This window comes from Bacillus cereus group sp. MYBK220-1 (genome assembly GCF_051916445.1).
In the GTDB taxonomy this organism is placed as follows: domain Bacteria; phylum Bacillota; class Bacilli; order Bacillales; family Bacillaceae_G; genus Bacillus_A; species Bacillus_A cereus.
This window is the reverse complement of sequence record NZ_JBQAGQ010000002.1, coordinates 220033-239306: the sequence shown is the minus strand read 5'-3', so window position 1 is coordinate 239306 and position 19274 is coordinate 220033. Positions and strand designations below refer to the sequence as shown.

Below are 19274 nucleotides of genomic sequence, written 5' to 3'. Positions count from 1 at the left end.
AAGGGAGAATCAATTTTCAACCACTGTATATTTAATCTACAAAAAAGGAGAATTGTAGATGAATGATAACGAAAAACAACTTGATTTACGTATTAGACGTACACATAAATTACTGTGGGATTCCTTATTTGAATTAATGACGCAATCAAAACAGAAATATAGTACGATTACGATTAACCAAATATGTGACCGCGCTATGGTACACCGAACAACCTTTTATAAACACTTTGAAGATAAAGATGCTTTATTAACATTTGGATTTAAACGATACGGCAAGATGATTGCTGAAATACCGGTTTCAGATCGATTAAGTAAACCATTTCAAGTAATGGAACAATTCCTACATCATGAAGAACTCGGTAAAATATTAGAAACGCAAATGTCTGATGAACAATTTATTACCCGTACACATTATTTAAGTCACGAAACGAGAAAACAAGAAATAGAAGCATTAAATCAGCTTTGCAAAAACCATACGATACCAAATGATTTAATCATTGAGTTTTATTCAGGGGCAATCACCTCATTAAGCACATGGTGGTTTAAAAATAAAAAAAGCGTTTCTGCTGCTGAAATGGATAGGTACCTCCACCAACTCATTAATCGGGATATTTTTCAGTTTGAAAAGGAATAAGACTACACCTTTTCAATCATGCAATAAAGTGAAACTTTAATCAGTGGGGGTTTTGTTCATCCCCCACTGATTATTAGCCTTCACCAATCGGACTTTTACGGACAGCCCGACCCCCACCTAACTTCTTTGCTTCCACTGAATTTTGAGGTGGGGGTCTTACTGCCCGTTAAAGCGGGATCAAATTGACCACAAAATAGGAATATGATATATTTTCCATAGAATACTATATAAGTATGACATCAAATAAAATGGCATATAATAAAAAGAAGAGATGCGCTCACATCTCTTCCCTAACTGCTACCGCTTAGGGTGGTGGTTATTATAAGCTATTTCTTTTTGCGGAACCCACCCTTTTGCTTGTGACGGCGCGGAGTGGGTTTTTTGTTGTCCTTATCCAGAAGTTGATTCCGCAAAAAATACGCTGAAACTTCGCGCACAGTCGCTTTGACAAACTCTTTTACAAGGTCAAACAAAACTCCATATTATCACCTCCTTTTCTTCCGAATAGAAAGAAGGGATAACCACCCTCACAATATGCAGTTGACTTTATTTTATCAAATGATTGTAAAGATATTATGTAAACAAAACAAATGAAATTTTACATAGAAAAAAAGCCCCTCCAAACTGGGCTTTTTTTTTATACATACTATTACTTCCCAATGGTTCTGAAAAAACCGTCGATAAATTTAAGTTACAAATATTCAGAATTGATATTAAAATTAAAAATGGGGATAGGGGTATGGGCTTATAAAATTTATACATAACGAGGGAATAGAAATGAAACTACAATTAAAAGCGGATTTAATGTTACTACTAGTTACATTTTTTTGGGGTGCATCCATCCTACTTACAAAACTTGGACTTGATGGCATAGAAGAATATAATTTAATCGCATTACGATTTATTATCGCGTTTCTTTTATCAGGTTTAATATTTTACAAACATTTATTCAAAGTTGATTTTAAAACTGTAAAATATGCATTTATACTTGCTTCTGTCTTATTTATCGTTTATATTTTCGCGACTTTCGGTACAAAGTATACGAGTGTTTCTAATGCTGGTTTCTTACTATGTCTCACAGTCATTTTCATTCCAATATTATCAGCTATATTTTTAAAACACATTCCGGAAAAGAAAGTTATAGTAGGAATCATTTTAACGATAATAGGAATCGGCTTATTAACATTAACGAGCGAATTCAAAATCGGTAACGGCGATATATTTTGCATACTGTCTGCCCTATTTTATGCGATCCACGTCATCATTACTGGAAGCGTAACGAAACATGTGAATTCCATTGCACTTGGAGTAGTGCAACTCGGTTTCGTCGGCCTATTTAGTCTTATTTTTTCATTCATTATAGAAACGCCAAAGCTTCCTAGCACGATCAACTCATGGCTCATCATATTAGCTTTAAGCATATTTTGCACCGCAGTCGCATTCATCGTGCAAGTAATTGCCCAGCAATACACTACACCTACCCATACAGGTCTTATTTTTTCATTAGAACCTGTCTTTTCCGCAGGCTTTGCTTTCGTCTTCACAGGTGAAACGCTGACAGGAAAAGGATACTTAGGGGCTACGCTTATATTGCTGAGTGTGCTAATTGCTGAGTTAGATTTTAAGAGTTTGTTGAGGCCTAATTATAAGAAGAATATAGAATAAACATTTCACTATGATCAATAAACATACCCCAGAAAAATATGAGTTTATATTATTTTCATTCTCTTCACTTAGATTTTCTTTTTAGATGCTATCTTCAAATAAGGTAGCATCTAAAAAATGTTAAAAGGAATTTTCTCCTGGTATCTTCTTATATTCTATGTAGACATCTTTGACCTTTTCTACGTTCTTGAATTACTTACTGAATATAGTCATACAGATTTTTTGCTAACAATAAACAAGTTACTGTAATGAAAAGAGCACGAACATACCCGCTTCCTTTTTTTATAGCGAATTTGGAGCCAACAATCCCTCCAGCAATTTGAGCAATCCCCATTATAAAACCATACGCATAGTTTACTTGCCCTACATACATAAACATCAACAATGCACCAACATTACTTCCTAAATTAAGAAGCTTCGCATTACCTGCTGCTTTTAAAAAATCATACCCAATAAATAAAAGAGAAAACATTAAAAATGAACCTGTTCCAGGACCTAGAAATCCATCATAAAAACCAATAGCAAAAACAAAGAAAGTAAAAATAATGACGTGTCGACCAGACAATTTCTTATGAGTGGAAATACTACCCCAATCCTTTTTGAATATCGTATAAATAGCGACCGCACCAAGCATAATCAACATCAATGGCTTCAGTACTTCTGGATTCATTAAATGAACGGTCCATGCCCCTATTATGGAACCTATGAAAGTGAGCGGAACTAATTTAAACGCCGATTTCAAATCAAGATTACCAGAACGATAAAACACAATATTACTAGTTGCACTTCCCATTGTCGATGCTAGTTTATTCGTAGCTACTGCACTTACTGGATTCAGTCCTGTAAATAATAAAGCTGGTAAAGCAATGAGTCCACCACCACCTACAACTGAATCAATAAATGCAGCTAAAAATCCAAAAGCGATCAAAATCATTAATACAGATGGGTCTAAATAAAAATCCATACTATTAACCTCCCCTTTAGTCACTATCGTAATAGTAACTATCAATTTGCTAAATGTAAAGAGTTATTGTAACGTTAAAATACAAAAGCAAACATCGGAGGACAAAAAAAGTGGACTACATAGTGCAACAGCTTAAAAAAATTGGTTTTAATGAATATGAAGCTAAATCTTATGTATCTCTTGTTAAACAAGGGTCTGTCACAGCCTATCAAGTGAGTAAAGATTCGGGTGTCCCAAGAGCACGAATTTATGAGATTTTAGGTAACCTTGTAGAAAAAGGAATTGTCATGAAAGAAGAAATAAATGACACCACCCGCTATTCACCTCTACCTGTTGAAATCTTTTTACAGAAAGCGCAAACAGAATGGCAATCTACTTACGAAGGAATAAGTGATTCATTAAAAAAACTAGAAACTTCCGAGGAAAAAACGGATAATCGAGTAATTACTTTAAAAGACAATCAAACAATCATTAGCTATTGTCAGGCATTAATAAAAAAAGCAGAACGACGTATTGTCATTTCAATGTGGGGTGAGATGTATGAAGCGTTAAAAGAAGATCTATCTGAAGTAGCTGATAAAGTTACAATACAAGGTATTACCCTACATGTTGAAAATCCCATTAAAAATCTAGAAGCCCACCGCATAACACCTTATACAGAAACCTTGTCTACAGAACATTGGTTTATTGTATCGATAGATTCTAAAGAGATGATTTATGGACCATCACTTGAAGAGCGTAATATTGCTTTTTATACAGATGACCCCGTTCATATATACTTATTAGAGGATTATGTATGGCATGATGTTTTAGTAAATCGACTTGTCCGACGTAGCCAAGATGACTTGCAGCAGTGGATTACTGCAGAGAGAAAGTCTTTCTTTATGGGGAAATAAGTAGCATATTCAAGAGCAAACCAAAAGATTTGCGTATTAAACCTAACAACTTCTCCGTACAAAAATAGCCGACTATTATATAGTAAATATTCGGCTATTTTTGTATAAATTTATACAGACGCTGCCATTACCCCAGCGATTAATGAGATAAACGCTTCTCCCACTCTTTTACCTTTTCAATTGTTACATCTAATTTTTTAGCTATTTCTTCTACACTCATTCCTTTAAAGAGCATTCCAGCTGCCGAAAGTGCTTTATCAATTTCTTCTTGCTTCTCTTGCTCATATAAACGACCTACTTTTGTCATCCGTAACCACTCCTTTACCTTTTTATATGCCTTCTTCTATTTTATCATCAAATCTCCACAAACCGCCCAAACTCCTTCAAAAACCTCAGCTTAAAACTCCCCACAGGCCCATTCCGGTGCTTCGCCACATGAATCTCCGTCATCTCTTTCTGCACTGTTTCCTTATCGTAATAATCCTCTCGATACATAAGCATAATGACATCCGCATCTTGCTCAATTTGTCCGGTCTCTCTTAAATCTGATAAAAGCGGACGCTTATCTTGCCGCGACTCTACAGAACGAGATAACTGTGACAGTGCTACTACACAAACATTTAATTCACGTGCTAATAACTTAAGCTTACGAGAAATCTCACTAATCTCTTGAAATCGATTGCCCTTATGCTTCGGATCGCCCGTAATGAGCTGCAAATAATCTACAATGACTAAAAGCTTTTTATCACCGTGTTTCCGCTTTAACTTACGGGTTTGCATCCAAATATCTTGCACCGTAACGCCTGCATTGTCGTAAATCTCAAATGGCAACTCACCAATCTCCGCAAACGCCTTACTTACCTTCTCCCAATCTTCCATCGCAAAACGATGCTTCGGATTTTTCAGCCTACCTCCTGACACTTCGCCTACGCAAGAAGCCATCCTTTTTAACAATTGCTTACTACTCATCTCTAACGAAAACAATCCAACCGCCGCTCCAGACTTCGCCGCATGCAGTCCAACATTAAGCGCAAACGCAGTCTTCCCCATAGAAGGACGCGCACCAAGAACGACAAAATCACCTTCCTGCAATCCGCACGTCATTTTATTTAACGATGTATAACCAGTCTCAATACCAGTAATCTCCTTCACATCTTGATGAAGCTCCTCATACAAATCAACTAACGCATCCTTCAAATCAAACTCACATACAGAGTCTTTCTCCTCTAACTCACAAAGTGCCGTAATCGTCTCACCGATAACTTTCTCACTCTTCTCCGCAATAAGACGCTCCCCCATCTTGTGCCCGAGAACACCAGCCTGATACATTTTCCAGGCACCTCGAACAAGCCCCTCATAATAAGAAAAATTGCTAGTAGTAGGCACACCATCCATTAACCCTATAAAATACTCCATTCCCCCGATCCCCTCTAAAAACTTCGGATCTACCCTAGAAATGAACGTCACAAGATTAATCGGTTGCCCCTCTTCTTCCATTTTTCGCATTAACTGAAATATAGACTTATGCACCGGCATAGAAAAATAATGCTCCGTCAAACGGCACTCCTTAATAAGCTCTCCATCAATTAATAGAGAACCTAACACCGTCTTCTCCGCCTCCACATTTTGAATACTCATGGCCGCCACCCGCGCTCCGCTAAAAAGCGCTGCAACTCTTCCTCAGATGGCGCATTCTTCTCCCACTCCTCACACCTCGCCAAAAACTCCTCCGTCTCCCCCGTACTAACAGACGACTCCTTCTTCCTAAACTTAACCGTATCCGCCTCAACCTCACACAATTTCGTAAACCCTTTCCCGTGCCACCCACGCAGAATCCCCTTCACATAAGCAACCGTCCGCTTATTATTCTCAAACGCAATTTGAAGAGCCTTCAGCACAAGCTCCTCCGACAAATCTTCCATCCACGCACTCAGTTCCTCCACCGCAAAAGGAGATAAACTACCGAAATGTTGCTCATAAAAAGAAAACACACGACTTCCCGTTTCTTCCTCTATAACCTCTTCTTCCTCTGCCTCCTCGCAAACCGGCTCAACATCATCCACAGCCAAATCATCAGGCATACCAAAATGTGCTAAAAGCATCGGAACATTCAGCTCCTCCTCCGCACACTTCTGAAGAAACATATGTACAAACTCCTTATTCTTCACACTCTTCAGCTCACGAAGCACACACTTCTCCACATTCGTATTCGTCACAGGATTATAACGAAGCCAATTCAAAACGAATAGCTCCCGTGTATCTGCATCATAAAGAATCTTCCCATAATCAATGAAGCGCTGCACAAGCTTATCAACAGTCTCCCTGTTATAACCCGTCTCCATCTCAGCTAACCGCTTCGGAAAAGGAAAAATCCCGCACTGCGTCGTCTTCGAACAAGTTAGCAAATACACATAAAAATACCGCTCCTCCGGCGTCAAATCCAAAACAAAATCATCCTGCCAAAAATTCACCTGCACATTACGATACACCGCCATCCTAATTCCTCCCGTCTCCGTTCAAAAGTAAAAGCCCCTTCATAATATATATGGGAGACTAAGCAGGTTTTTGGCGTGTTATTTTAAATTTTTTTCGACTACTACTACGGTGTTTGTTGGTGTTTTTGTTTTGTTGTGTTTTTTCTTAGTGATTTATTACTTGGTAGGGGCTTGTAAGGGGCTTATGGGGGGCTAGTTATCGGTTACTTCGATTAGAAACACTCGATCTGAGAAGCCACCTCGTTCTTCTGCTTTCTTTTTACGGATGTTGTTGATTTCTTCTAGTGTCGTGCCTTCGTGTTCGGCTAGGGCGTTTATTAGTTCTAGTAGATCGGATAGTTCTTCGAGTTTATGTTCCTTTGTTGTTGCTTCTAGATATTCGGTTAGTTCTTCTTGGGTTTTGTTGCAGAGTTCCTCTATGTATTCATCTTCGTTTAGGATTCTAGTTGTGGGTGTTTTTCCGTTGGATTTTATTATTTGTGGGATTTTATTTCGGATTAGTTTGTTGTAGGTTGGCATGGGATTTTTCCTCCGTTTGGTTTTTCTTCTATTATAATGGAAAAGCAGTTTAACTAGTTGTTAAACTGCTGGATTGCTTCTTTTATATAGTTTTCTTCTTTGGTTGTGAAGAGAGCCGGGAATTCGGATAGTGGAAGGTCTGATTTTTAGATTATATCCTCTATATCACTTTGAGGTATATCAAGATAGTTCGTTACTCCTTCTATTAAATTGAAAAATTCCTTCAAAGTAACTTGAACGTCATGATGACTCGGATCCTTCTCTTCTTCCTTATACTTTTTCAACTTCCCTATCACATCCATAAAACACCGATCAAACTTTTCTTTTAATTCCTTATTATTATAAAACGCTTGAATACTCTCCGTTGAAAAGTGTTCCTCTAACCATTCTTTATTTTCTTTCTCCCAAATAAAAAAGATGAAATCAACAAGGGAAAATAGAAAGTTAAAAAGGAACTGGACTAATAGCCCTATGTACCATTTATATTTTCATATTGTTTTACCGTATTATTGATTAATTTGTTCTGCCGACATCTATGGTTGTTATTCTCTTTATAACCAAGATATGAGTAAGATATTCACCCAATAACTTCGAAATCATTGAAAATCTTTCAAGATTCAAAAATTACTAGAACCTACTATTACAGAAGTTTCATTTGACAATTTTTTAATAACCTTTCTAATTCTTCAAAACTTTCACCTACAATTCCTATAGTAAAACAAAAACATTTCTTACATACACTTATTGATCATATCATTGTCAATTATTCTAATAGGATAGAAAAAAGAAGCATCAAAGATATTATTTGATACTTTTTCCTCAAATAACTATGTGCTTACTTATGATACGGTTCTTCGTAATGGTACTAAGTGGAATTTATTATATGATTATAAGCAACTTATTGATATAATCATAATAAATGTTAATGGAGGGTAAACATGGCAAATATCAATGATTTTAAAATAGTAAAAGTTAAAAGTCGTAAAATGTATGATTATTTAAACCTTAAACATATTAATAATTCTTTAATCCCAGATATAGAGAAGGAAAGAATTGGATTTTATCATCTAATATTAGAAAATATTACGGGAATTATAGACACAGATGATTTATCATATGAAATAATTGATACTCAATATAATAGAGTAGTAAAAGGTTTAGAAGTAGATGATCTCGGTATTGATGCAGTCAATATAATTGAAAATGAAGATAAAGAAATGGATATCCAATTATTTAATTTTAAATATAGGCAATCATTTAATCCAGATAAAACAAAAAGTGAGGGAGATGTTTCACGAAGCACAAAGTTTTTGGAATACATAATTCATGGTGAAAAGTTGGATACATCTAAAAATGAACTAGTCCACCTTCAAATAAATTCCATAATAGATCATTTGAATAGCAATAAAGTCTGTAATCTATATATGTATATGGTATCTAATGAATCTTTGGGCTTTTCTCCTGAGAGTAATGAGTACATAACAATACTTGAAAAAAACTATGGAATGAAGATTATAAATATTTCGTTAGATGACATAATAAGTTTTTATGAAGTAAAAAAAGATAATAGAAAAAGTAGCTTTATGATTTCTCCAAATGAATTTTTATCATTTCAAAGTGATGAAAAATCTACACAAAAGTCTTATATTTTAAAATTATCTTTATTGGACTTAATTAGAATATCATCTGTAAATGAAGATTTAGCTAATAACTATAGCTTGGAAGATGATGAAGACATCCAAGATTCTATTTTAGATTTAACTTTATTATATGACAATGTTCGGGGCTTCTTAGGAGAAACAAAATATAATAAAAATATCATCGAAACCTTAAGAGAAAATCATAATTATTTCTTTATGTTTAATAATGGGATTACTATAACGGCTGAAAAAATTGAATGTGAATCTAAAAACAGCGGAATGAAGTACCTATTTTCAATTGAAAATTTTCAGATTGTAAATGGTGGTCAAACAATACGTTCAGTTTACAATTTCTTGCATGATGTTCTAAATTCCGGGAGTGTTGCTAAATTAAGAGGAGCTTATGTATTAGTCCGCCTCTTTAAAACTAACAAAGATGATACATTGAAAAATTCTATTGCGGAATATACGAATAGCCAAAATGCTATCTCAGAAATAGATTTAAAATCAATCGATATCCTCCAAATTCAAATTGAAAAATACTTTGCTGAAATTGGCATACTATATGTTAGAAAAGCTGGACATTTTGGTGATGTAAATGTAGAATATCAAACTAGGATTTCTATGGAAAAATTAGCTCAAATACTTTATTCATCTTTAGGGTATCCAGAGAGAGCCAGTAACCAAAAGAGAAGGCTATTCCTTGAATATTATGATTTTATATTTAAGAATGCTCACTTTTCACTTGAAAATTGTAAAGAAAAAACAGAATTATACTCTGAAATCGAACAAGCATACACACATTCAGGACATCAAGTTTCTGATCAAAAGATTTTCTATATAATTTACTTAGTTTCTTTTACAAATTTAACCATAGAACAATCTATAAATAAATTAGAAGAACTTTTAGATACTTATGAAGTAGATACACCGAAATCCCGTAAATTAATTCAAAAGGGATTTAAAGAATTCGTTAATAATGAATTAAACATTATTCTCTAAAGTTTATTAATGTTGGTTATAAATTAAAAGACGCTAGATTCTTTTTATAAATATCTTGCGTCTTTTTTGATTCTTATAAATAAGGTTATAATAAATTACACTTACCCACTTAACTTACAATATTGCATGGAGAAGTAATTTAATTACTATCATTAGTTGAGCTAGTTTTCTCAACTAACTCCCTTAATTTCCTTTTTATTGCCCCCTTTCGTCACGACTTTCTATATGACCCATTATTAATTTTTCTTGCAATGTCTTTGGTTTATATGATTTTATTTCACCTACTAATTTATTAATTTGTATAGTTAAAGAAGACTCTAAATAGGAGAAATTTCTCGCTAACTGAGAAGAATATATATCCAAGTACGGCGTTTCATTAGGGTTACTTTCAAATTCAGCTAGAATATCTGATAAAATCTTGTGCGCTTTTTCCATAGCACTAACTTTTTTATAATGTTCTCTAATATCTTCAACCTTCTTTAAAACATCCGTTAGATAATCAATTAGTAAATCAGGGAACTCTTTAATTTCTTCGCTGATTTCCTCCCAACTCATAAGTTCCACTTTAAATAAAGGAGGGATAGCTTTTTCATGTTCTTCATTGGTTTTATTTACTTTATCCTGCAAATATGTATCTCTTTGTCCGGTGTAGCAAATAATATATTTTTGTAACCTACCCTTATAATTCTTCGCCTTCGCTACTTCTTCTTTGATTTCCGTATCCGTTAAATTAGACCCGGCCAGTTTATCTTTATTTTTACATTGAATACACCAATACCCGAATCACTAACATATACATCCACTCCAGCTTGATATTGACCATTTCTTCCATACTTCTGTACGGTTTGATGAGGAAACTTGCATTTGAATAATTTGCAAATAAGGTCCTCAAAATCGTTCCAATAAGCTATAGTTGGTAGAATTAACTTCATTACTATCCTCCTTATATTTTAAAAATTGAGTCTTTTACATAATACCACCTAAAAATATAAAAATTGTAATTAATTTAGAAAAACTTATTGGATACTACGTCATTCTAGTAAAATAAAAAATGAGCAGACCACTATATAGATCTGTTCATTCTAACGTATCTAAATGATGATTTCTTGTTGAGCATAGTTAACAAAAAACTTTAACATATTTTCAAGTCTTCGGTTGGTGAAAATTCTTCCCTTGCCTCATAAGGGTTGTTTAGCCTCTGACTTAAGAGGCTGAACAACGCAATGAAACTAATAAATAAAAAAGATTTGGAGGAATCTAAAGTAAAAAAGCAACCACACTTGTGATTGCACTTTAATATCAGGAATATAATACTGATTATTGTTTTCAAACTATACAGAAAGAATATCTTCAATACTAGGTTCTACTCCTACTTCTATTAATCTTTCAATTAACCTTTGTGATTCAAATCGGTTTACATCAGTAGCAATTATGTTTAATATCCTTGCGGCAGTTTCTTTAGTTAAGTATGAGAAACCATTAGATTTTAAAATCCGATATGCTAATTCCGAGAATATATCATATGAAGAAAATGAGAAGCCACAATAATCTCGGAAGGAGTCTTCAATCATCTTTATTATTTCTAAACTGCGTTTATCATTGTTTTCGATAAATTCCATAATCGAATTAACAAATTGAGGAATATTAACTAAATACTCACATAGCTCTATCGCACTTAAACCATAAATATAATTTTCTACATATTCATCATAGAAGCCATTTTTGATTTTTTCTTTTACTTCTTGAATTTTTTCATTGTTTTCATGGTAGGAGATTATTTTTTCTACAGCTTCTAATAACTCTTTTGCATCTTGAAATCTGTATAATGGATTTTCATTCGTAGCTTTTTCTGTAACGCTTCTAAGTATGTGATTATAATTCCTAGAGTCGCTTCCGACTATAAAATTTATAAGTCTTCCTAGAGAATAAACATCACTTTTTTTATCCCCATCTTTCAGCTGCATAAATTGTTCAGGGGCACAATAGAATAACTGGCCAAATGAATTTGTATATGCCGTTCTATGCGAATGGAACATTTCTAAATCTTTACCCAATCCAAAGTCAGATATATGTAACATTCCATTAATTATCAAGATGTTATGTGGGCTAATATCTCTATGTATTATATTCCTTTCATGTACCTTCCCCATTACAAAAAGTATTTGACGTATCATAGTTTTCTGGCTATCAAAATCATGGGCATAATTTGAAATATAATCAAATAAAGTTTGTTCAGCAAATTTCATTGTATAGGAATAATCATCCATATTAAAATCATAAACCTCAATAATTCCTGGTACATCATTTAAGGATTTTGTTATAGTATATTCCCTTTTAAAACGACTTTTTATATCCTGTTTTATAAGAAACTCTTCTTTTAACTTCTTTACTATAAGTCCATTAGATTTCCTTCTATAAACTATTGCAAATCCGCCTTCTCCTACAAATATTAAATCGTCGTCTTCACTAACTAACTCAAATTCCCCTCCTCTTTTAATGATAACAAATCCATTAGGTTTTAAATAATTATTCAAGGCTTGATGTATCTGTTCGCTTAAAATCACAGCGTTGACTTCCGAAATTTGCTTTTCAACCATTAAATACCTTTTACTTAGGACTAAACTCAAGAATGTATCAATCTTTTTCTTATTTATTAAATCAACTAGTTTATCTAAAGTAAAATACCATCTTGATGGAAAACCTTGTCCATATGAATCATCATAACCAAAATGGGTATTAAAAAAAGCAACCAACTGAGGTCCAGTCTTATATTTAAAAAAATCATCCTCTGTATCCCCATTAAAAAGATCTGCTACATTTCTTAAAATTTCATCAGAAATCAACTCTATACCCCCACACTAATTATAAGTTTTTCTAAATTTCAACCATCAACTATTATACGGCTTTAAATACTATAACGTTTCCTATTTATTTTATATAACAAATTCAACAATATTCAACAAAAAACCTTTAATCTTACCAAGATTTTCACATATTATAAATTTATATGAAGGAGGCGTTAGAATGACTATTACTACAGTTATAGCTGTGGCTGGTTTAGGGTTAGAAATCATAAACACCAGTACCACCATTTATAAAGAATTTATCAAAAAAATCCCTCTCCATTTTTTGAACTCTACTGCGATAAACCACTATGGAGATAACATCCTGGAAATGATAAAACTCACTTCCAAATGTTAATAGATTTAGCAGTAATACCAAGAAACCCTATGAATGGAATTAAGAGGATAGTATTTATCAATAAGAAATATGATGAGATTTTTGGTAGCATGGGGGGTAAGCAAAATTTGTCCATATTTTACATAGTTGAAGATAATGTTTACGGAGATAACTTATTTTCTAAGTTAACCAATGATGAATTAAAAGAATTTATTAAGGAAATTTGATCTCTCACCTGAATAAAAGTCAAGATTATTAATTGTTCGATCATTTATGAAATCTTGCCAAACTCGTAGAACCTCATCAATGGTCACATTAAAATCCCATAATGTTCCTGCTTCTTTTTCTATTCCAAGTTTTCTTTCTACATATATTTCATTACCTTTTATCGTCATAAGCCAATTACTGTTATTTTATCAAACTATCTACAAGTAAAAAAACATATGAATAAAACGATATCACTTATACTACAAACACAATAAGAGTTTCCTCTTTTTTAATTAATGTTATTCAATTTCTTACCAATAAAATTCATTCATCATATCCTCTATAATAAACTTTTTGTTGCTGTATATGAGAAAAACTCATCTTATTCTACCTACAAAGTTGAAATAAAGTTACAACAGTTAATAAAAAAGAACAGGAAAACTTATCCCGTTCTTAATCCGAATATACAATACTTACCTTTCATTTGAAAATTCCTTAAACCTTCTTGATCGTCCAATTTTCTGCCGGTTATGCTTTAACGTGTCATAAGCTGATTCTGATAATATCTGAAACTGCTCAGGCGTTATTATTTGAGTAATAGCCTTCGTCAATTTCTTATCCTTATTAACGCCTAACACTACACATAAAATTGGCTCATCGTCATGCATAACTCTTTCCATTAAAAAACGTTTGCGTTCAACAGGATCTTTAAATAATTTGTTAGAAGCATTAAGTAAAAACAGCATAATAACTGGTAATTTATCTTCTCTATCCTCTTTTTTATAATTATAAGCCACATACGGAGTCCAGAACTGCTTTTTATGCAATAAAAGCTTTTGAGTTCTAGAGCTAATAAATTCTCTGACATTTTCACGTGTCCCTGTGGCTAACAACAGTAGATACCTAGCCGCTCTAATACAGAGGTTATCTCTTGTGCTATCTAATAATCTAATTAACTGTTCAAATATAGGATCCATGTTTTGCTTTGGTTTTTCTATAGGTCCAAACTGCACCTCAAAGAAATTCTCTGAATCCTCTTCACCAAATTTATCATTAATTTTTCCCGCCATGTACATATTTATCTCATCTCTGTGACTTGGGATAACAACATCATTGGCTTCTACTTCTTTAAGCATTTCACTTATAGTCATCGAATAATTATTGTATTCGAAATATAATCCTATATGATCTAACTCGTCATTCGTTTTAATGGCTGGATTTTTACTTGCCAGACTTCTTTGATATAAGTAGTTCATAAAAATACTAGGTGAATCAAAGATTTCAGGATATACTCGTAAATCGTTTATTGATATACACCAAACAGGTAATGCACTTTCTTTAATAAATTCTGTTTTTTCAATGTGAGCTGCGATTTCATTAAAATCATCAAGAGTAACACAACATGCTTGTATAAATTTAACATTATTAATTGTTTCAATCAGCTTATAACGTTTTTTATTTTCTCTGCTATAGATCTCTATTTCATTAGTACGATTATACTCCTCAAATAAGCGCAAAGATTGTTCATAAGGATTTTGAGCTAAAGCTCTCAGTGATTTTTTATAAGCATCTTCGTCAGAAAATGGTGAAACGGGTGATAGAGCTCCTCCTTTTACTTCAACAATAATCATTACATCATCAAACAAAATTAAACCATCACATTCACACCATTCGTTTTTTCCGTTAGCACCGACTGAAGCCTTATAATATACATTCTTAAAAATTTGAGCTGTCGGAAGTATCTTATTAAATAATTTAAACGGTATTTCTTCTGACACACTTTGTTGAATTTCTCCAATGACATTTACTAAGCTTTTATCCTGTCCTCGTAATGCACGCATTACCGATCTATAGAAATTATCCATTAAATTATTAACGGAAAAACAATAATACTTTCCTTCAACACATATAAATGGCTTGTATTTAATAGGCATTTCTTTAAACATTACATTCGGTATATCCATCAAAAAATCAGTTTTATCACCTGGTTGTAATGCTAAACTTTTTATAAATTTTACAGGCCACTTTGTAATCTTTTCTACATCAAAATAATCTGCTATTTGCAATATTTTATCTGCTGTTAATTCATTTGCTCCCTTATTAATAAAATAATATATAAACTCTGTTGTTCTCAAACGCTCACTTAATGCCATAAGCCCTTCCATAATATCTTTAGCAGATACATTAAAAATATCTATAAAAAGCTTATTATATGGTAACAGCAAATCTCGAAAATGCTCCTCCTCAAAATAAGGATATAATGTTCCTGACACATTCATTTGCATACCTTGTGAGTACTTGATTAACTCATCTTTCGGTACTATATTTAGATACATACTCGCAGTTAAATAAAGTTTTTCTAAGGTATCTAAGAAACACTTTAACTCATCAACATTTAAACTATCAGCATCAATTGTAGGCTTTGATGCTACTATCATACTTTGTACTAAATCCATCCCTTTACTAATCGCAGGATGAACATTACCATGTAAAGCATCTTCTGGATTCATAAGGTGTTGAGAAAGATTATAGTCATACATATGAATCAAGACTGATAAAGGATCAACTTTAGAAATCACACTCTGAATATTTGCAAGCGATGTAATTATTTGTTCTTCTAGGATCTTAGGGTTTAATTGTGTTAAAACATCGGATAATTCATTATTATTATGCATGTGCTACAACTCCTTTTACATTAATAAAAAGTATCATTTCTATATCCTATTCAAGGATAGCAAATAAACAGGTATTATTTATGTCACATAAAAAAACACAGGCAATTTTCACCTGTGTTTTTTTATTATTTATATTCTTTTTTTGTCTCCGCCACATGTTGCAAACTCGCATCAATTGGAGCTATATTTCCACACATGAGCTCAGCTTGTCTCATCACTACTTTTAGCGCATTTTCCGCTTGATTTGGTGGATAATCATACTTCTTCAGCAATCTTTTAATAATTCTCCGCATGCCTGCTTGAGCACTCTTTCTAACACTCCAATCAATGGTGATATTACTTTTAATTGCATTTGTTAGTTCTTGTGCAATTCTCTTTAAAATTGCATCATCTATAAATTCTTTTACAATATCATCCGCAGTTAAGGCATCATAAAAGGCTACCTCATCATCATTCAGTCCAAGATTGTTTTCCTTCTCACGCATCTCTTTAATCTCTTGTGCCATGCGAATGAGTTCTTCAATTACCTCTGCATTCGTAATAGCTTGATTACGATACTTGTTTAACGCTTTCTTTAGTTTTTCTGAGAATTTTTCTGCTTTTACAAGATTACGTTTTTCCATCACTTTCAAATTACCTTCGAGCAATTTTTTCAGCATCTCCACTGCTAAATTTTTATGTTTTAACTGACGAACCTCTTCTAAGAATTCCTCTGATAAAATTGAAATCTCTGGACTTTTTATCCCCAAGCTATCAAAAACATCAATTACTTCTTCTGAAATAATGGAACGCTCCAGCATTTGATTAACTCTAGCTTCGATCTCTTTTTTAGATTTCTTTTTTACATTCTTTACATCCAGTTTAGCTAAACTTGCCTTGACTGCTTTAAAATAGCTTACTTCAAGCGCCGCAGATTTTCCTTCTTCTGTTGCAGCACATAATGAATGAGCCTTTGCTATTTCAACAGCGATTTGTTTGTATTCCTTTTGTTCTTTTTCAATCCAGCCTAAAACAAAATCCATACCACCTGTAATAGCTCGAATTCTAGCAACTTGAGATGTCCCCATATAAGCCGAGTAATCAAATTTATGGAACATACCACGAAGCACTTCCAATTTCTCCTGCATAATTGCAACCGCCGCCGTTGTATCGATACCTGTATTCTCTCTATCACTATCTGTATACTGCTTTAACGCTTTTTTCAAGCTTTCCAATATACCCAAATAATCGACTACGACTCCACCAGATTTGTCTTTAAATACACGATTAACACGTGCTATTGCCTGCATAAGATTGTGCCCTTGCATTGGTTTATCAATATACATAGTATGCATAGACGGGACATCAAATCCAGTTAACCACATATCACGAACAATCACAATTTGGAGTTCATCACTTGTATCCTTCATGCGACTAGCTAATGTATCTCTTCGTTGTTTTCCCCCAATATGTTTTTGTAGTTTTTCATTGTCACCTGCACTACCAGTCATTACAACTTTAATTTTTCCTTTTTCCAGATCATCACTGTGCCAATCTGGACGTAATTTAACAATCTCATCATAGAGCTCGACACAAATTCTCCGACTCATGCATACAACCATTGCTTTACCTGCAATTATTTGGGACTTTTCCTCATAATGATCTACAATGTCTTGAGCCAATTTTTTTATACGATTTGGAGAGCCTACAACCGCTTCAAGACGGGACCATTTGGTTTTATACTTTTCACGATCGCCTTCTTCTTGTCCTTCTGTAATTTCATCAAACTCGTCATCTATTTTTTGTAATTCCTCTTCATCAGTTTCAAGCTTAATAATACGATTTTCATAATAAATTTTGACCGTTGCTTCATCCTCAACCGCTCTCGTCATATCATATACGTCAATATAATGCCCAAATACAGCTGGTGTTGATTTGTCTTCCATTTCAATAGGTGTTCCTGTAAATCCAATGAAAGAAGCATTTGGTAAAGCATCACGTAAATATTTTGCATAACCGTACTTAATCTCTCCGGTCTTACTATCCGTTTTCGCCCCTAATCCATATTGGCTACGATGCGCCTCATCTGCAATAATAATAACATTCCGACGATCTGTTAAAATTGGCATTTCACCATCGTCTGGTTTAAACTTTTGAATTGTAGTAAAAATAATCCCACCAGACTGACGATCATTTAACAATTCATATAAACCATTTTTCTCTTTTGTTTTATCCTTCGCTTGTTGTACTTTTTGTTCATTCGTCAATTTACGTATATGAGCTTGTTTCGGCGCTTGACGTAAAATATCTTCTGACTTAGCAAATGTTTTATATAGCTGATCATCCAAATCATTTCGATCTGTAACAACAACAATTGTTGGATTATTTAGCTCATTCACTAAAGCTGCAGTATAAAAAACCATCGAAAAGCTTTTTCCCGATCCTTGTGTGTGCCAAATGACACCAATTTTCCTATCACCTTTTTCATCAGTCGCTTGCTTCGTACGCTCAATCGCTTTTTTGACAGCGAAGTACTGATGATACGCCGCTAAAATCTTAATAATACTCTTTTTATCACCAATTTTACTTCCTTCTGCATCGTACTCTGGTTCTTTTGATTCTTGAAACAAAATAAAGTTTTTCACGATATCTAATAATCGTTTCTTTTCCAACATCCCACGAATTACTACTTCATACTGTGGTACATCAAGAGATTCAATATTAATCCCATCAATACTACGCCAATTCATATAACGTTCTTCATTTGACGTAATAGTACCCGCTTTGGCATTAATACCATCTGATATAATACAAAATGTATTATAATGAAATAGTGATGGTATATCATTTTTATACGTCTGAATCTGATTATATGCATTTTCGATACCAACATTTTCATCCGAAGCCGATTTTAATTCTACTACAACAAGCGGAATCCCATTCACAAAAATAATAACATCCGGTCTACGCTCTTCATGTTCAATTACCGTAAATTGATTAATTGCTACAAAATCATTTTGATGCGGTTTCTCAAAATCTACTATAATTGCTTTTTCAGTTTTAACCTCACCATTTTTACAGAAAGATACATCCACACCCTCAACTAACAACCTATGGAAATACCTATTATTTTCTGTTAACGACGGACTATTAAACGTAATAATCTTTCGATACGCGTCTTCCAACGCATCTTCTGGAAGATTACGATTAAGATTAAATAATGCATCGCGAAGTCGTTCTTCTAAGATGACTTCACGATAGTCCTTTCTCTCCGGCCTTTCACCATCATGACCAATCTCCGGGCCAAAAACATAGTCATAATCCATTCCCTGCAGGATTTCAATAACAGCTTCTTCTAGTAAGTCTTCTGTAAAATTTGCTAATATCCCCATGTACTACACCCCTTCATCAATAATTT

15 protein-coding genes and 1 pseudogene are annotated in these 19274 nt (G+C 33.5%); 5 read left to right on the top strand and 11 right to left on the bottom strand.

The window, feature by feature from the left end:
- Positions 1-58 precede the first annotated feature (58 nt).
- A complete protein-coding gene (locus tag ACTFRU_RS08080; protein ID WP_000999319.1) occupies positions 59-634 on the top strand; it encodes a TetR/AcrR family transcriptional regulator in 576 nt (191 codons plus the stop codon).
- A gap of 777 nt (positions 635-1411) precedes the next feature.
- Positions 1412-2299, top strand: coding sequence for a DMT family transporter (locus ACTFRU_RS08075; protein WP_006923077.1), 888 nt, complete (start codon positions 1412-1414; stop codon positions 2297-2299).
- A gap of 196 nt (positions 2300-2495) precedes the next feature.
- On the opposite strand, the gene ACTFRU_RS08070 is transcribed toward ACTFRU_RS08075, so the two are convergent.
- Positions 2496-3263: a TSUP family transporter gene (locus ACTFRU_RS08070; RefSeq protein ID WP_440037587.1), complete on the bottom strand. Its 768-nt coding sequence runs from the start codon at positions 3261-3263 to the stop codon at positions 2496-2498.
- A gap of 110 nt (positions 3264-3373) precedes the next feature.
- Here ACTFRU_RS08070 and ACTFRU_RS08065 point away from each other — a divergent pair, with 110 nt between their 5' ends.
- A complete protein-coding gene (locus tag ACTFRU_RS08065; protein WP_440037586.1) occupies positions 3374-4159 on the top strand; it encodes a TrmB family transcriptional regulator in 786 nt (261 codons plus the stop codon).
- A gap of 139 nt (positions 4160-4298) precedes the next feature.
- Here the strand turns inward: ACTFRU_RS08065 and ACTFRU_RS08060 are convergent, their stop codons facing one another.
- From ACTFRU_RS08060 to ACTFRU_RS08040, 5 genes and pseudogenes are all read right to left on the bottom strand, one after another.
- Positions 4299-4466 (bottom strand): hypothetical protein, encoded by a 168-nt coding sequence (locus tag ACTFRU_RS08060; RefSeq protein ID WP_000169783.1) that lies wholly within the window; start codon positions 4464-4466, stop codon positions 4299-4301.
- A 47-nt stretch (positions 4467-4513) separates the two neighbouring features.
- Positions 4514-5797 carry a replicative DNA helicase gene (gene dnaB, locus ACTFRU_RS08055; RefSeq protein WP_440037585.1) on the bottom strand — a complete coding sequence of 428 codons (1284 nt, stop codon included), beginning with the start codon at positions 5795-5797 and terminating at the stop codon, positions 4514-4516.
- Positions 5794-6654, bottom strand: a complete 861-nt coding sequence (locus ACTFRU_RS08050) for a DnaD domain-containing protein (protein WP_440037584.1) — start codon at positions 6652-6654, stop codon at positions 5794-5796. The genes dnaB and ACTFRU_RS08050 overlap by 4 nt, the downstream gene beginning before the upstream one ends.
- A 192-nt stretch (positions 6655-6846) precedes the next feature.
- Positions 6847-7173, bottom strand: coding sequence for a nucleoside triphosphate pyrophosphohydrolase (locus tag ACTFRU_RS08045; RefSeq protein ID WP_440037583.1), 327 nt, complete (start codon positions 7171-7173; stop codon positions 6847-6849).
- Positions 7174-7226: 53 nt separating this feature from the next.
- Positions 7227-7586 (bottom strand): annotated as a pseudogene (locus ACTFRU_RS08040) (MerR family transcriptional regulator); the annotation flags it as partial.
- A 525-nt stretch (positions 7587-8111) separates the two neighbouring features.
- On the opposite strand from ACTFRU_RS08040, the gene ACTFRU_RS08035 reads away from it, so the two are divergent.
- Complete coding sequence (locus ACTFRU_RS08035) at positions 8112-9815, top strand: AIPR family protein (protein ID WP_440037582.1); 1704 nt, start codon at positions 8112-8114, stop codon at positions 9813-9815.
- Positions 9816-10010: 195 nt separating this feature from the next.
- On the opposite strand, the gene ACTFRU_RS08030 is transcribed toward ACTFRU_RS08035, so the two are convergent.
- From ACTFRU_RS08030 to ACTFRU_RS08020, 3 genes are all read right to left on the bottom strand, one after another.
- Positions 10011-10442 carry a hypothetical protein gene (locus tag ACTFRU_RS08030; RefSeq protein ID WP_440037581.1) on the bottom strand — a complete coding sequence of 144 codons (432 nt, stop codon included), beginning with the start codon at positions 10440-10442 and terminating at the stop codon, positions 10011-10013.
- A 98-nt stretch (positions 10443-10540) separates the two neighbouring features.
- A complete protein-coding gene (locus ACTFRU_RS08025; RefSeq protein ID WP_440037580.1) occupies positions 10541-10747 on the bottom strand; it encodes a hypothetical protein in 207 nt (68 codons plus the stop codon).
- 399 nt (positions 10748-11146) lie between these two features.
- A complete protein-coding gene (locus ACTFRU_RS08020) occupies positions 11147-12658 on the bottom strand; it encodes a protein kinase domain-containing protein (protein ID WP_440037578.1) in 1512 nt (503 codons plus the stop codon).
- A gap of 181 nt (positions 12659-12839) precedes the next feature.
- Between ACTFRU_RS08020 and ACTFRU_RS08015 the strand changes: the two genes are divergently transcribed.
- Positions 12840-13016, top strand: coding sequence for a hypothetical protein (locus ACTFRU_RS08015; RefSeq protein WP_440037577.1), 177 nt, complete (start codon positions 12840-12842; stop codon positions 13014-13016).
- Positions 13017-13675: 659 nt separating this feature from the next.
- Here the strand turns inward: ACTFRU_RS08015 and ACTFRU_RS08010 are convergent.
- Both ACTFRU_RS08010 and ACTFRU_RS08005 read right to left on the bottom strand, forming a co-directional pair.
- Positions 13676-15877, bottom strand: coding sequence for a hypothetical protein (locus ACTFRU_RS08010; RefSeq protein WP_440037576.1), 2202 nt, complete (start codon positions 15875-15877; stop codon positions 13676-13678).
- 125 nt (positions 15878-16002) lie between these two features.
- On the bottom strand, positions 16003-19248 hold the full coding sequence (locus tag ACTFRU_RS08005; RefSeq protein ID WP_440037575.1) for a type I restriction endonuclease subunit R: 3246 nt from the start codon (positions 19246-19248) through the stop codon (positions 16003-16005).
- Between the last annotated feature and the right edge of the window lie 26 nt (positions 19249-19274).